At 45.0% G+C, this 15921-nt stretch carries 11 protein-coding genes and 1 tRNA gene; 8 read left to right on the forward strand and 4 right to left on the reverse strand.

The annotated features are described in order from the left end of the window. Positions 1-156: 156 nt before the first annotated feature. Together PPO43_RS10860 and PPO43_RS10865 are read left to right on the forward strand one after the other, a co-directional pair. The gene (locus PPO43_RS10860; protein WP_272617668.1) at positions 157-573 is read left to right on the forward strand and encodes a DoxX family protein; all 417 of its coding nucleotides are present in this window, start codon (positions 157-159) and stop codon (positions 571-573) included. A gap of 87 nt (positions 574-660) precedes the next feature. Continuing rightward, complete coding sequence (locus tag PPO43_RS10865; RefSeq protein WP_272617670.1) at positions 661-1293, forward strand: NAD(P)H-dependent oxidoreductase; 633 nt, start codon at positions 661-663, stop codon at positions 1291-1293. Positions 1294-1417: 124 nt separating this feature from the next. On the opposite strand, the gene PPO43_RS10870 is transcribed toward PPO43_RS10865, so the two are convergent. Continuing rightward, positions 1418-1491: transfer RNA gene (locus PPO43_RS10870), tRNA-Met, on the reverse strand. Between the two features lie 79 nt (positions 1492-1570). Next, entirely contained in the window at positions 1571-2704 is a 1134-nt protein-coding gene (locus tag PPO43_RS10875; protein WP_272617671.1) for a PorP/SprF family type IX secretion system membrane protein, read from the reverse strand. A 486-nt stretch (positions 2705-3190) separates the two neighbouring features. On the opposite strand from PPO43_RS10875, the gene PPO43_RS10880 reads away from it, so the two are divergent. From PPO43_RS10880 to PPO43_RS10900, 5 genes are all read left to right on the forward strand, one after another. After that, positions 3191-3871: a hypothetical protein gene (locus tag PPO43_RS10880; RefSeq protein ID WP_272617672.1), complete on the forward strand. Its 681-nt coding sequence runs from the start codon at positions 3191-3193 to the stop codon at positions 3869-3871. Then, complete coding sequence (locus PPO43_RS10885) at positions 3871-4461, forward strand: DUF3109 family protein (protein ID WP_272617673.1); 591 nt, start codon at positions 3871-3873, stop codon at positions 4459-4461. Before PPO43_RS10880 ends, PPO43_RS10885 begins: the two co-directional genes overlap by 1 nt. Before the next feature lie 27 nt (positions 4462-4488). Further along, positions 4489-6396: a cation:proton antiporter gene (locus PPO43_RS10890; protein ID WP_272617674.1), complete on the forward strand. Its 1908-nt coding sequence runs from the start codon at positions 4489-4491 to the stop codon at positions 6394-6396. A gap of 1143 nt (positions 6397-7539) precedes the next feature. After that, entirely contained in the window at positions 7540-8751 is a 1212-nt protein-coding gene (locus PPO43_RS10895) for an aminopeptidase C (protein WP_272617675.1), read from the forward strand. Between the two features lie 271 nt (positions 8752-9022). Then, entirely contained in the window at positions 9023-12532 is a 3510-nt protein-coding gene (locus PPO43_RS10900) for a protein O-mannosyl-transferase family (RefSeq protein ID WP_272617676.1), read from the forward strand. Positions 12533-12779: 247 nt separating this feature from the next. Here PPO43_RS10900 and PPO43_RS10905 read toward each other — a convergent pair whose 3' ends face one another. Both PPO43_RS10905 and PPO43_RS10910 read right to left on the reverse strand, forming a co-directional pair. Beyond that, entirely contained in the window at positions 12780-13307 is a 528-nt protein-coding gene (locus tag PPO43_RS10905; RefSeq protein ID WP_272617678.1) for a hypothetical protein, read from the reverse strand. A 59-nt stretch (positions 13308-13366) separates the two neighbouring features. Further along, a complete protein-coding gene (locus tag PPO43_RS10910; RefSeq protein ID WP_272617680.1) occupies positions 13367-13792 on the reverse strand; it encodes a hypothetical protein in 426 nt (141 codons plus the stop codon). Positions 13793-14247: 455 nt separating this feature from the next. Between PPO43_RS10910 and PPO43_RS10915 the strand changes: the two genes are divergently transcribed. Then, positions 14248-15873, forward strand: a complete 1626-nt coding sequence (locus tag PPO43_RS10915; RefSeq protein WP_442985454.1) for an acyl-CoA carboxylase subunit beta — start codon at positions 14248-14250, stop codon at positions 15871-15873. Positions 15874-15921 lie beyond the last annotated feature (48 nt).

The following is a 15921-nucleotide window of genomic DNA, read 5'->3' on the forward strand; positions in this document are numbered from 1 at the left end:
AGCTAATTTCGGGCAGTTTGCCCTTATTTTTTCGCCTATAAGCATTCTATTAAATAGCCTTAACGCTTTTTTAATAGAAAAGGAGGGAAGATGAATTTGGCTAACAGAATTTTTGGATTAAATTTGTATCGCAAGCGATATAAAAACACTGCTGATATGATTTTAAAAAATATACTGAGAGTAATTTTAGGCCTATTTATGCTTTATGCAGGAGTTGGGCATCTGACTTTTTTGAGAGAGGAATTTTATGCTCAGGTCCCTCGCTGGCTAACTATAGATCAGGGATTTATGGACCTAGTGGTTATTCTTTCGGGTGTTGTCGAGATTAGCTTGGGGGCCATGATGATTTTAGGCGGAAAATGGAAAGCTCAAACGGGTTGGGCGCTAGCTATTTTCTTTTTTCTCATCTTTCCTGGCAATATCAATCAGTATGTCAATGAAATAGATGCTTTTGGATTGGATACAGACCAAAAGCGCTTTATTCGCCTTCTCTTTCAACCTTTGCTTATTCTCTGGGCCCTTTGGTCTACGCAAGCAATGCAACTCTTAAAGAAAAATAAAAAGCAAGCTTAGCTCAACAGAAGTTAAACTTCTGGGTTTTATAGCTTTCCTTAAATGAACTTAGTTCAATAGATCATTAATAATCAAACTAACCGTAAAATGGAATTATTAGATAAACTAAAATGGAGATATGCCGCCAAGGCGATGAATGGCCAAAAAGTGCCTCAAGAACAAATTGATCAAATTATTGAAGCAATTTCTTTATCGCCCACTTCTAGCGGCCTACAGCCTTTTGAGGTTTTTGTCATTACGAATCCAGAAGTAAAGGAAAAAATTAAAGCGGTAGCTTGGAACCAGTCTATGGTAACCGATTGCTCACACCTCTTTGTTTTTGCCGCTTGGGATACTTACACTGAAGATCGCATTAACTACATGTTTGATTTGACCAATGAGATTCGAGGCTTTAAAAATGAAGGTTGGGAAAACTACAGACAGCAGTTGTTGCAGTTTTACCCTCAGAGAGAGGCGGAATTGAATTTCCAGCATGCGGCTAGACAAGCATATATTGCTTTTACCAATGCCATTAACGCAGCCGCCTTTTTGGGCCTAGATGCTACACCTATGGAAGGCTTTGAGCCAGAAGCTGTAGACGAAATCCTAAACTTGAAAGAAAAAGGATTGAGAAGTTGCGTGATGTTGCCCGTAGGTTACAGAGATGCAGAAAATGATTGGTTGGTCAATCTGAAAAAAGTGAGAAAGCCCTTGACAAAATTGGTCAATAAGGTAGACTAATACTTTATCTGGACCAAATTACTGTTGCGCTATGAATTCTGATTCATAGCGCATTTTTTGTTCTTCAACAGCTGAAGTAGGGGCATGAAAAAAGGACCAATGGAAAACCATTAGTCCTTTAAAGTAGCGAGAGAGGGACTCGAACCCTCGACCTCAGCATTATGAGTGCTGCGCTCTAACCAGCTGAGCTATCTCGCCTTTTGCCCTAGTGCGATGCAAATATAGGGCAATATTTTCTTTCTCCAAATTTTTTCTAGAAAAAAGCTAAATCTTTTTTCTAGAAAGTGGGACAACCTGTACTTCTGCGGCCATTATCGCCAAAGTTGTAGATCAGAGAGACCTCCATACCACCGCGGCTGTTATTGAGTGTAGCGAGGCTAGACATGGTCGCATCGTAGCTAAAGCCGAATTGGAATTGATTAACATCGAGACCTACAATAAAGATAAGGGCATCTACGCCCAAAGAGCTAGAGCTATCATCTACATATTGGTTAGAAATGCGGTTCCATAGGCCAAAACGGAAAGCAAAGTCGTCATATTGGGGGGCTTGGTAGCGAAGGCTAACTCCAGTACTGATTTCTGTAGAGGGGCCTTGAATCATCACTACGGCACCAGGTAATAGGCTCATTGCAGAGCGGCGGCCACCTAGACGAACTTCTCCACCAGCATGAATATTGAAGCGGCTATAAAGTTTTTCGGTAGGACCAGCAAAGCTGTTTCCTGAAGTATCAACGGGGGCGCGGTTAAAAAGAGAAATATCGGGTTGGTTGAGGTGGAAGATACTAATTCCTCCATAAGCGGATTGGCGTTTACCGAAGGTTCCGTACCACATCAATCCAACATGAAGATCGGCATACATTCTAGAATCGCGAACGGCCAGCATATTTTCGCCACTATTGATGGTGGGGTTATAGAAGCCATTGCCATATTCGCTATCGTATTGGGTAGAGTAAGTGTTTTGGTCCCAATCAATAGATCTTTGTCCGAGACCAAGGTGACCTCCAGCGATGAGGTAAGAGCTACGTTCTTTGCCTAGGCGGCCACGTCCTTGGCTCAGGAGTTTTTGGTAGTTGACATCTAGTCCGACATCGGTAATTGCATAAGAAGAGGCGCCGGCTACATCTCGCATAGCGTTAAAGCCTACCCCTACAAAGTCTTCTTTACCTACGGCAAATTTTCCTTCTGCGGTAAAAGAGGCGGTGTTATAGGGTTTGTCCAAAACAGAGGACCATTGGCTGCGGTAGTTGATACCGAGGCGGAATTGCGACTCCATAACGCCGGCTAGGGCGGGGCTTAGTCGGGCTGGGGCAGAATAATACTGCGAGTAGCGGGGGTCTTGGGCCTTGGCCTCCTGTAAGTTGCAAAAAAAGGCCAGGAGCAAGAGGGCCGAAATAGGTCGGATAAGCTTCATGCGTCTCTTATAATTTTATCGGTAAAACCTTTAAGGCTATTAGTCCTTAGTGAGTATAATAAAATTGCCAACAAAAGTACAAAAACTAATGTGGCTGAAAAATATTGTTTTAGCTGAGCGGGAAAACTCCTTGGACTTTAAAACGGAGTTTTGTATAAAATCTTGTAGTCAACCTTAAAATTCTTTTAAAGAAGAGCTATTCTTTTAGGTCAAACGACGATTCTAGGAGATTTGCTGCTAAAGATGCCGCTGGGCAATTGTTAAAAGCGGAATAAAGTCTGTAATTTGGGCCCGAAAAAAAGGCGGCAAGGCTTTTTTGTCAAGCGTTCATCTAATGGGGTTGGGCCATTTGGCCTAGCGATGTGAAGGGGGGCGGCGCAGCCGCAGACCTAGGCGCTTTGCGCCGAAGGGCCGAGCGAATAGCGAGCCCCGAAACGTAGCGCCGCAGCTTGGCTGCGGAGGCCCCAAAAAATAAGAATTAACTATATGAGAACACAATTAGCCATTCATTTTTTTATGTTTTTGATTTTGGCTGCGGCTTGTCAATCAAAAATGGTGGAAGTGAAGCAAGAGGAGCATACACCTTTTGCTGTGGAGCGGACCTATTATTATGTCCGATATTTAGAAAATAGTAAGGAATTGCAGGCGGAAGCGCGTTTTCAGCAAGATACAGGCAACTTAGTTTTAGCAGATAAATTGTATTTTGAGGGGCAGGTTATGCAGCCTAAAAAATTGCCGAAAGTAGGTTGGGAATATCGCTATCATGAGCGCCCATCTAAATTTAAAGGCTGTTATCACTTTAGTTATGGGGGAGAGAGCGATACGATTTGCTTTCCAACCTATACTAATTTTGGCCTTAAAACGCCTGAAGTTTCTATGACTTCGGGGGGCTTGATTGCTTGGGAAGGGCAGCCTTTGGGACAAGAAGAAAGCCTCGTTTTATTGTTTGAAGATGCCAAGGGGCAGGTGAAAACGGTAAATCATGTGGGATTGACGCGAGGCAGCCAGTTTGAGATTCGGCCAGAACATTTGGAGGGGCTAAATGTTGGGGCTGCTAGTTTGCGCTTGGTGCATAAAAGTACTGTGATTCAAAAAATAGATGGACAGGTACAGGTGATTAAGTTAGAGTATTATCGTAAGACCTTAAAAATTGAAATTGTAGCCTAATGTATATAGTAGCAGAAAAATATTTGGTTACGGCCGATATCTTCGACAAGCAGTTCGTCTGTAATTTGGATGCCTGTAAGGGCGCTTGTTGTTGGGAGGGAGACTTTGGGGCTCCTTTGGAAGAGGCTGAAGTGGAGATCCTTAAAGCCATTTATCCAACCATTAAAGACCGCTTGACGCCCGCAGGTCAGGCCGCTATTGAAGAGCAGGGCGTGGCCACGCATAGCGAAGAACAAGAGGGTTGGGCTACGGCTTTAATTGATGGCGGACCCTGTGCCTTCATCCATTATGAAGAGGATGGCCGGGCAAGCTGTGGCATTGAAAAGGCCCATAAAGACGGCATTATTGACTACCTAAAACCCGTCTCTTGTCACCTTTATCCTATTCGGACCAAGCAATTGCCCGACTTTTTAGCACTAAACTATGACCACTGGGATATTTGCTCGGCGGCTTGCAGCTTAGGCGAAGAATTAAAAGTGCCCGTTTATCAGTTTTTGAAAGGGCCATTGACCAAAGCCTTTGGTCAACATTTTTATGAAGAACTAGAAGCTATGGCTGATTATCATGCCCAGACGGGCAGGCAGACCTAGCAATCTCTCACCTACTAATATTTGCAAATGATTGCACTAGCTGGAATTATTGTTTTGGGAATTTTGGCCCAATGGGTGGCTTGGCGACTGCGCCTGCCCGCTATCCTTCCTCTGATTTTGATCGGCCTTTTAGTTGGCCCTATCGCAGAAATCTGGACTGGCCACAAGTTTATTGAACCCGTTTTTGATTATCTCTTTGAAGCGAATGGCAAAGAGCTTTTGCTGGACGAACATGGTAATCCTCAAGGCAATGGAGGACTTTTCCCCTCTGATGTGCTTTTCTGGTTTGTCTCTCTGGCCATTGGCGTGATCCTCTTTGAAGGAGGACTTACCCTAAACCGGCATGAGGTGACGGGGGTGGGACCCGCCATCGGTAAATTGGTAACCTTAGGTTCTGCTATTACCTTTATTGGGGCAGGCTTGGCCGCTAAGTTTATCATTGGTCTCCCTTATGATATCGCCTTTCTTTTCGGAAGCTTGGTTATTGTTACTGGCCCCACCGTAATTGCGCCTATTTTGCGCAATGTGCCTTTGCGGCGAAATATCTCTACGGTCCTTAAATGGGAAGGGATCCTCATCGACCCCATTGGGGCTTTGGTGGCCGTTTTGGTCTTTGACTTTATTATCTCGCATGAGTCAGAAGGCTCTTTTGGAATAGAAGCCTTTAAGGAGTTTATGGGAATTATCTCGGTAGGCTTTACTTTTGGTATCGGTACGGGCTTTAGCTTTTATCAATTGCTCAAAAGAGATATGATCCCACATTATTTATTGAATGTGGTTTCTTTGGCCCTAGTGCTAGGCGCTTTTGCCCTTTCCGATATCGTGGTGCACGAGTCGGGCCTATTGACCGTAGTGGTAATGGGAATGACCCTAGCCAATCTCAAAGTACCTCACTTTAAGGAGCTGCTTTATTTTAAAGAGTCTTTGACGGTCCTCCTGATTTCTATTCTTTTTATTGTCCTTTCCGCCAATATTGATGGCGAACAATTACTCTTATTGGCCGATTGGCGCTATTGGGCACTCTTTGCCGTGGTGGTTTTGGTCCTTCGCCCCCTTTCTGTTTTTGCCTCTACCGCCAAAGGTGGCCTAGATCTTAGAGAAAAGCTCTTTATCTCTTGGGTGGGCCCCCGCGGAATCGTGGCCGCAGGTATCGCCTCTCTCTTTGGATTAAAACTAGCCAATTATGGTTATGAAGAGGCCGAACTAATTACGCCCCTAGTCTTTATGATCGTTATGGGAACCGTTCTGCTCAATGCCACTACGGCCCGCCTTGTGGCCAAGTTGCTAGGCGTTACCCTACAACAATCTAATGGGCTACTAATCGTTGGGGCGAACCCCGGTGCTCGCCTGATCGCCAACTACTTGCAAAATCATGGTCGACATGTAGTCTTGGTAGACCGCTCCCCAACTTTGGTCCAAGAAGCCCAAGATATGGGCCTCAAAGCTATCGAACAAGATATTATTGAGGGCAATTTGGAGGAAGAACTGGAACTACTCGATATGGGCTATTTGCTGGCGCTTACGCCTAGTACAGCCGTTAACGAGGTGGCTTGCAAACGATATAAAGAAGTTTTTGGAGAGAATGGCACCTTCCGCATCGTCTCTCAGGCCGAAAGTCAAGGCCAAACGGAATTAGCCGATGAAGCCGCCTTTGATATCAAAACAGATTATATCAACTTCTTGGAAACGGCCCGAGATTACCCGCATATTCGAGAGCATGCTCTCGAATCTCAGGAGCAATTTGAGCAAATTTGCCAGCTTAGTTGCCGCAATACTATCCCGCTCTTTATTCTTAAACCCGATGGCAATTTCCATTTTGTGCGGGCCAACCAACCCCAAAATGAACAGATAGAAGCAGGGGATACCCTGATCTATATGGGCAAGGAAATCGAAGCGCCCACCACCGAAATGGTCGAGGAACTCGAAGAAGCTTAGGCCATAAATTTACTGCAGTACGATAAAGACAGTCTCTGTTTAGGGACTGTCTTTTTTTTGGGGCCTCCTGCCTGCGGCAGGCGCTACGCTTCAGGGCTCGCTATTCGCTCGGCCCTGCGGCCTGACGGCCTTGGTCTGCGGCTGCGCCGCCCCCTTTCGCATCGCTAGGCCGATACTGTGGGGTGAAACCCACAGCAAATGTGGTATTGCTTCGCAATCTTTTTATGGAATGCGGGTTAAAACCCGCATGGATTTAAATCTTTTGGCCTTAAAACTGGCTATTTTCCTCTAATATATGGGCTGAAGGTTTTAACCTTCGGCCCATTTCATTAGGTCTAGCATAGCCTCCCTTCTTGCTGTGGGTTTTAACCCACAGGCCTATATGATATAAATTTTACCCCCTAAATCTGTCATCCCCTCCTGTGAGGGGATTTGTATTTAGTGGCGGCTGCTTTTTCTGGATGCTCTGGGAGCTGCAGCTTAAAAGCCACAAGACCTGAAAACCGAATGCTTTCGCCTATCTCCAATGAAGCAGGGGCTTTTAAGCTCCTGCGGCGAACAAAATGATGGCCCAACAAGATTGGCTGCGGCCTTTAGGCTGCAGAAATAGTGATTTTGCCCCCAATTGTTAGGGAGTTGTTAAAAATGAAAATAATGTAACAAAATCAAAAAAGGTAAAAGTTATGTCTGGGACCTAACTGGCTAGGTAAAAAACATAACTGGTTGTATAAAAAGGGGGTAGATTGGATCTAGAGGCGGCGAAGCCGCCGGCTGAGGGATGGAGAGGGTGGCCCATAGGGCCAGACCGAGCAAAAATGCGCAGCATTTTTTGCGAAGGGCCGAGCGAGCAGCGAGCCCGGAACAGCCCGACCCGCCCGGCAGGGCGGGGCAGCCCCAGAAAAAAAACTAAAAAATTCTAAATTGTTTAGAAACCAAAGGAAAAGTTAAGGTAAACTAGTTTAGTTGGCTTAATTTTTGTCTTTAAGAAATTAGTTTTTAATGGTTTAGTGAAAGGTTTTTTTCAATACAAAAGAGTTAAACAACTCGATCAAAGCGATTCGGTGGCCTCCCGAATCGCTTTTTTTTGTCTACTTTTCTATCTTAAGGGGCATTTTTTAAATGATCATCAAATTAGGAACAACTATGACGTATAGATGGACGGCCCTTTCGCTTTTTATTTGGGCCTTGTTGAGCTGCTCGACAATCTACGCTCAGGAGAATACCAAGCTGAGCAATAAGAAGGATGGGGGCTATGTTTTTACGCTCCTCAATGATATCGAGGCAACGGAAGTGCAGAATCAGAATCGCACGGGGACTTGTTGGAGTTTTTCGGCTCTTTCATTTTTTGAGTCGGAATTACTTCGGATGAAAAAGGGCAAGCACAACCTTTCTGAGATGTATATTGCTCGTCGGGCTTATTTGGATAAGGCTGTGAACTATGTGCGGATGCATGGCCACTTTAACTTTGGGCCAGGTGGTGCTTTTCATGATATTCCCCACGTTATTAAGCGTTATGGAATTGTGCCTCAGGAGGTTTATCAGGGCTTGGAGTATGGGATGGACAGTCATAACCACTCGGAGTTGAACAACATCTTGGAAGCGATGGTCAAAGAAGTGATTAAGGCGCCGCAGAAAAAGCTTACGCCCTCATGGAAAAAGGCTTTTAATGGGGTTTTAGATGCTTATTTGGGTGAGGTACCAGAGGAATTTGAGTATCAGGGCAAGACCTATACGCCGGAGTCTTATGCTAAAGAATTGGGTTTAGATATGGATGATTATGTGGTGATTACCTCATTCACGCATCATCCGTTTTATGAGTCATTTGTGTTAGAGATTCCCGATAACTGGGCTTTTGGTTCTACTTATAATGTTCCTTTGGATGAGCTTGTAGAGATTACCAACAATGCTTTGGAAAATGGTTTTGGAGTAGCTTGGGCTAGTGATGTATCGGAGAAAGGCTTTTCTTATCGCGATGGTTTGGCTATTGTGCCCAAGGATGAGCGCACGATTCAAATCAAGGGGAGAGACAACCGCAACTTTAGTGATGCGGGAGCAGAGAAAATTGGTTCTGCCTTTGATGAGCCCGTAGAAGAGTTGGCTATTACGCAGGAAATGCGTCAAGAAGCCTTTGACAACTACGAAACAACAGATGATCATGGCATGCACTTTACGGGGATGGTAGAAGATCAGCGAGGGACCAAATACTACATTGTGAAAAACTCTTGGGGGAAAACCAATGATTGCGATGGGTATTTTTATGCTTCAGAGGCATTTTTCCGTTATAAAACCACCAATATTATGGTGCATAAGGACGGGATTCCCAAAAAGATCAAGAAGAAACTAGGCATCAAATAAAAGCTGCTTAGCGGAAGAGAATAGGGGCTCGAGCAATTTTGCTCGGGCCTTTTTTGGGTTTAAAAAGTTTGTTTTGCCTAGTACTAGGCCTTAAATCGCATTTAAAAAAAAGGGGGGGCTTTTGCAAGCCCTAATAGTTTTGCTAAATTTGCCAACTGATAAAACAGGCATTTGGACCTGAGTATCTGTACTAAACAATTAATTTAGCATCCCTCAAACCTGCAAAACGCTAGTATTTTTGCTAGATCATTGATTTTGCCAAACCAAAAAGATGAATAATTTTAAGTTTTTGAACAACCTCATGGGTTGGCTGATGTTTGCTGTGGCCGCCACAGTCTACCTACTTACGGCCGAGCCCACAGGCAGTCTTTGGGATTGTGGTGAGTTTATTTCTGCCGCCTACAAATTGGAGGTAGTTCACCCTCCTGGAGCGCCTTTATTCTTAATGATTGGGCGCATGTTTGCCTTTGTGGCCGATACTTTTTCTGTCGATAAGGCCAATATTGCCTATGCCCTGAATGCGATGTCGGGTTTATCTACGGCTGCTTTGGTTTTATTCATTTTTTGGTCGACCACCATTTTGGCCAAGCTCAGTTTGTTGGGCCATCGGGAGCAGGTGAGTAGCATGGGCGACAAGCTCGCTATTCTAGGAGCTGGCGTTGTGGCTGCACTATCTACTACCTTTGCTACCTCTGTTTGGTTTTCTGCCGTAGAAGGGGAGGTGTATGCCATGTCTTCGGGCTTTACGGGCCTAGTTATTTGGGCTGCTTTGCGCTGGTATGTTACAGACAATGCTCGTTCTGATCGCTGGTTGGTCTTTATTGCCTACATGATTGGCTTGTCTATCGGAGTACATTTGTTGAGTTTGCTCGTGATTCCCTTTATTGCGCTTTTGTTTTACTACAAAAAGAGCCAGGTTCGGGAAACCGAGTTTAGCAGCAATATGATGTTTACTGTTTTGGCTTTTGCGATCCTTGTTGGGGTACAGTTTATCTCTACTTTTCCCGTTTGGTTGCATGTACTCTTTGCTTTAGCCGTGCCTGCTATTTATTTGTATTCGGCTTTTCAGGCACCTCAGCAGGAGCGTAAAATCTGGTTGAATATGGGGCTCTCTTTTGGGATTGGCTTTGCGATTCTGATGTTTATGCAGGCCCTATTTATACCCAAATTACCTGAGTTTGCTGCTGGCTTTGACTTTACTTTTGTCAATAACTTTGGCCTTCCTTTGGGCAGTGGAATGATCTTTTTTGTCCTTCTCTTGATTGGTCTAGTTGCTGGCGGAATCTACTACGCACAAAGCAAAAAGAACTACTATTTACAGATGGGCGTAATGATGTTCGCCGTGGCTTTGATGGGTTTTTCTACCTATTCTTCTATTGTTATTCGGGCTGCAGCCAATACGCCAATCAACATGAACAAGCCTTCTGACCCTTATAGCTTGTTATCTTATATCAACCGGGAACAATATGGAGAGCGCCCGCTTTCTTTTGGTCCTCACTTCGCCGCCGAGAACATTGGCTATGAAGCAGGCGATAAGGTATATCGTCCTGTAGAAAAAGGCAATGGTTTCCGCTATGAGGTAGTTGCTGAGAAAGGGGGGTACAAATACAAGAAGTCGGACCAAATGCTTTTCCCTCGTTTGGGACATATGGATGAGGCGCGCAAAGCTCAGTATCGCCGTTGGCTTAAGCTTGGACCCAACGAAAAGCCCGACATGAACAACAACCTAGATTTCTTCTTCCGCTATCAAGTAGGCTGGATGTATTTCCGCTACTTTATGTGGAACTTTGCGGGGCGTCAAAACGCAAAGCAAGGCTTCTATGAAGATGATCCGACCAAAGGAAACTGGATTTCTGGCATTGGTCCTCTAGATGGTATGCGCTTGATTCCGCAGTCTAATTTGCCTGAATCAAGAAGCCAAGATAAAGGCCGCAATACTTATTATCTATTGCCCCTTATTTTTGGTCTTATCGGTTTGGTTTTCCATATCCGCAGACGTCCACAAGATGCCCTAGCTTTGGGTATTCTTTTCCTCGTAACAGGTTTGGCGATTATCGTCTTCTCGAATCAGCCTCCTAGTGAGCCCCGTGAGCGAGATTATGTACTCGTTGGTTCTTTCTTTACTTTCTGTATGTGGATTGGCCTAGCTGTTCCCGCTATTTATAGCGAACTCAAACGCTTTATGGGCCAAGGACAGGCTGGCGCGGGTATCGCCCTTGCCCTAGTGGTTACAGCACCTATTATCATGGGCTTTGAAAACTGGGATGACCACTCTAGAGCTAGACATACTGGTGCACGCGATTATGCAACTAACTTCCTCATGTCTTGCGCACCTAATGCCATTATCTTTACTTATGGAGATAATGATACTTATCCGCTTTGGTATGCCCAGGAAGTAGAAGGCATCCGTACGGACGTGCGAGTTGTCAACTTTAGTCTTTTGGCCGTAGATTGGTATATTGACCAATTGCGCAGAACGATGAATGAGTCGCCTGCTATTGCCATGACTATTTCTGAGGCCGCTTATCGAGGCACTTCCAGAAATGCCCTACCTATTCAAGCTTCTGGTCGCCCCATGAATTTGGTGGATGCCGTTCGCTTTATGGGCGAAAATCACCCTTCAGGCCAAGCACCTAGTTTTGTGCCTACCGATAATATCGTGATTCCAGTTGATAAGGCTGCCGTAAGAGCCAATAAGGCCGTATCTTCTACAATTCCCGATGAGCAAATTGTTGATCAAATTAACTTAAAGCTTAGTAAACGCCTGGTCTTTAAGGATGAGATTGCCCTTTTGGATATCGTTGGAACCAATATGGCCAATGGCTGGACTCGCCCCATCTATTTTGCAGTAACCGTTCGCCCCGAAAAATTGGGTAGCTTTAAGGATTACCTACAAATGGAAGGTATGGCGCTCCGCATTGTTCCCATTAAAACAACTAGCGCCAACTCTTATGCTGGTGCTATGGGCATGGGCCGTATCGAGCTAGATAGCATGTACCGCAATGTAGTTGAACGTTTCAATTGGGGTGGTTTTGACCAATATGAGATGTTTGTAGACGAAAGCTATGCTCCTAGTGTGCAAACTACGCAGTTTGCTATGCTTCGCCTCGCTAGAGAATTGGCTGAGGCTGGCGATAAGGAAAGAGCTGTGAAGGTGCTAGACAAACTATTCGAAGGCTTCCCTCACATGAACTTCCCACTAGATGAGGGCTACACTAGACTCCAAGCGCTAGAAATGTACACCAATCTCCAAGCTGGCGAAAAGGCTGTTCCTCACCTTAAGGACCTTAGCCTTACCCTAGCCGATAAAATGAGCTATTATGCACAGTTTGTCGCTCCCCTCAGCCTTGGCGAATTTGCCCGAGATTTTGGTACCCTACAACAGCAATCCGATCAGAAGAAGAACCAATTGAACCAATTGGTGCAGATGATGAACCAAGCCGCTGAAAATAGCCCACAAAAACAACAGCTTTATCAGCAGGCCGTACAACTGAACAATGAAGTAGAACAAATGGAGGCCCAAAAAGATGCTTTGCTCAGAACTACGGATAATCCAGAAATGGCTACCGTATTTAGCGATGAACTCTCTTTGGCTATCTCGCAAAGCAATTTGGTTAAACGCCTAGCTGGCCAAATTGGTAACCAAGAGTTACTCAATACCTACAATGATCTCTTTACGCCTTTCGGCTTTGAGCCAGCTTCAGCTAGCAATGCGCCTGCTCCTCAAACTGCCCCTGAGCCAGAAGATGAAGCTCCAAAATCTATCTCTGTAGATTCTTAAGGCTTCCCCGATACAAACAAAAAAGCCGGTCTCCTTAGAGACTGGCTTTTTTTATGGCCCTATAAGATCTGTTCTACTGCAGTTTTTGGGCCTGCGGCCAGCTATGCTGCGCCGCTAAATTCATGAGAGTTGAAACCCTCATTTATATATTATTGCTGCAGTGGGTTTTAATCTACCGAAACGGCTTTGCGCAATGTTGGGCCAAATGGTCCTTCTGCGCTTTGCTCCTTATGCTTCATCAGATGAATTAGTCACTTACTTCATCAAGATAGATGCTTTGGCTTGTGTTGTTTTTATCTGGATTTAAGCAGTAGTAATAGGCCGTGTCTGCCAAATCAAAGAAGCCATATTCATAGAGGTTAAATCTAAAGGAAGATTTATTATTACCATAATGAAATGCCTTTATCTTTCCTTCATGAAGTAACTGTATTTCATTACTCCAAGCCTTTTTTATAACGAGATCCCCCTTTTGAGCCATGGCCCAGAAGGCATGGGTCTCATCGGGCAAAGCAATTTGTTTAGGGCTACCCAAAGAGTCTATCACAATAAAACGATGCTGAGCAGAGCTGCTCTTTTTAGCTAGTAATGTCCCTTTAAAGTGAATTTGCTGAATCACTAGCTGCTCACAACTCTCCTTACCCATAAAGCCCCAATAGCCCATTAAGGCTAAAATAATGAAGATGATAAAAGAGCCGATAGTGATGGCTCGATGAATGAATGGAATTAGACTAGACAGCCATTTTATTAGGGTGGATAGTGGCTTGAATAGGGGCATAAACTTAGGCGTTAAAAGGGGGGCTGAAAATGTAAATTTATAGGATTTGGGGCCTTGGCCTAATCGGCAATTAAGTCGGCGGATAAAATAACCTCAGCCATTTCTTTGGGCATATCAAAGTTGCCAACGACCACTTCTTTCTTTGTGTACTGGATCTTGAACCACTTGCCCTTAAGTTCGGGATTCCCAGCCCAACCCTGATTGTCCATATTCGCTTGGTCTTCGGGGACTTCTTGCGCAAATTGGTAGTTGCTGGCCTCATTGCCCCAAAATTGCATGATTTCCCCAGCTCGGTCTTCAAAAAGATATAGAGAGGCATCTGCTGCCAGCTCAAAGTTGATAAATTTAAACTCGCCAGTCTGAATTTTTGGTCCATCTGCTTGCTGACTGCTGTCTGTGGTCTCCATTTTAGCTGCATCCTCTCCACCTGCACAGGCAGTAAACAAAAATGCCATTAGGGCCAAATATAAAATAGATCGTTTCATTCTCTTTAAGGTATTAAGTGATAAATAGTAGTGTACTCAAGATAAGGATTTAAAGAGCAGGGCTGGCCTTTGGTCCAAAATAAAATCTATGCCCCAGCCGAAGGCCTTTGAAGGCCCAAAGGGCCTAGCTCGCTTCGGCTTAGGGATGGACAGCAGTGGCGCGAAGCGGCAGACCCAGCCGCCCATTGCGGCGCAGGGCCGAGCGAATAGCGAGCTGCGAAGGGGAGCGACCCGCCCAAAGGGCGGGGCAGCCCCAAAAATCCTTCCCCCTTCCTCTCTACAAGACAAAATGAGCGGCCCTAATTAGGCCCCCACTTTCGCCCCTATGAAGAAGATAAAAAATAGCTTTCAAGCAGGAAGGCAATAATTTTTGAGCAAGTTCTTATATATTTGCCCCAAGGTTTCCCCAAAGGAAAACGAAATTGCGAACCAATAAACGATAGTCTATGACCAAATTGGATTTAGCCTTTAATAAAAATGAGGACGATAATAAGTTAGAGGTCTCGCGAATGCGCCACTTGCTGGAGCGCATTTATGAGGGGGGTGGAAAGAAACGCATTGACAAATTGCATAGTAAAGGGAAATTGACTGCCCGCGAGCGCATCAATTACCTGATTGATAAAGATAGTGAGTTTTTAGAATTAGGGGCTTTTGCCGGTTTTGAGATGTATGAAGAACATGGCGGCTGCCCCGCAGGTGGTGTCGTTGGTGGGATTGGATACGTGAAGGGCCGCCAATGTGTTATTGTGGCCAATGATGCGACAGTTAAAGCTGGCGCTTGGTTCCCAATTACAGGAAAGAAAAATCTCCGCTTCCAAGAAATTGCTATGGAAAACCGGCTACCAATTATCTATTTGGTAGATTCTGCAGGGGTGTATTTGCCCATGCAAGACGAGATTTTCCCCGATAAGGAGCATTTCGGACGTATTTTCCGCAATAATGCCGTGATGTCGAGTATGGGTGTACCCCAAATTGCCGCTATCATGGGAAGTTGTGTAGCTGGTGGGGCTTATTTGCCCATCATGTCAGATGAATCACTGATTGTTGACGGTACTGGCTCGATCTTCTTGGCTGGTCCTTACTTGGTCAAAGCCGCTATTGGCGAGCAAGTCGATAAGGAGACCTTGGGTGGCGCAACAACACAATGTGAAATCTCTGGCGTAACGGATTATAAGGTCCCTAACGACCACGTTTGCCTAGATACGATCAAGGATTTGATTGATAAACAAGGCGCTTTTGATAAAGCGGGCTTCAACCGAGCTACTCCAGCTCCCCCCGCCAAAGACCCTGAAGATATTTACGGGATTTTCCCCTTCGACCGCAGCCGCCCTTATGATAGTCTAGAACTAATTGAGCGCTTAGTCGATGATTCTAAACTAACACAATACAAAGAAGGCTATGGCAAAACGATGATCTGCGCCTATGCTCGTATTGATGGTTGGGCCGTAGGCATTGTAGCCAACAATCGCCAAGTGGTTAAGAATGCTAAAGGAGAAGTTCAGTTTGGTGGCGTAATTTATTCTGATGCAGCCGATAAAGCTGCCCGCTTTATCATGAACTGTAACCAAAAGAAGATTCCACTAGTCTTCCTACACGATGTTACGGGCTTCATGGTCGGTAAACGCTCCGAGCATGGCGGAATTATTAAGGATGGGGCCAAAATGGTCTCTGCGGTTTCTAATTCTACTGTACCCAAGTTCTCTATTGTTATGGGGAATTCTAATGGGGCAGGGAATTACGCTATGTGCGGCAAGGCTTATGACCCCCGCCTGATTGTAGCTTGGCCCAATGCCAAGATCTCTGTTATGGGAGGCTCACAGGCCGCCAAAGTATTGCTCCAAATCGAGAAGAGTTCACTAGCCGCCAAAGGCGAAGAGCTTAGCGAAGAGAAAGAACAAGAACTACTTGAGAAAATTGAGGCCCGCTACGAAAAGCAGAGCTCGGCCTATTATGCCGCCTCTCGCCTTTGGGTAGATGCGATCATTGATCCACTCGAAACCCGCCGTGTAATTTCAATGGGTATCGAGGCCGCTAATAATGCTCCTGTGGCTAAATTTAACCCTGGCATTATTCAAACATAATCCCTACTTCAATGGGAAATCATTAAATTTGCTGGCTACCAAAAGGTA

The organism is Saprospira sp. CCB-QB6, from assembly GCF_028464065.1.
GTDB lineage: Bacteria > Bacteroidota > Bacteroidia > Chitinophagales > Saprospiraceae > Saprospira.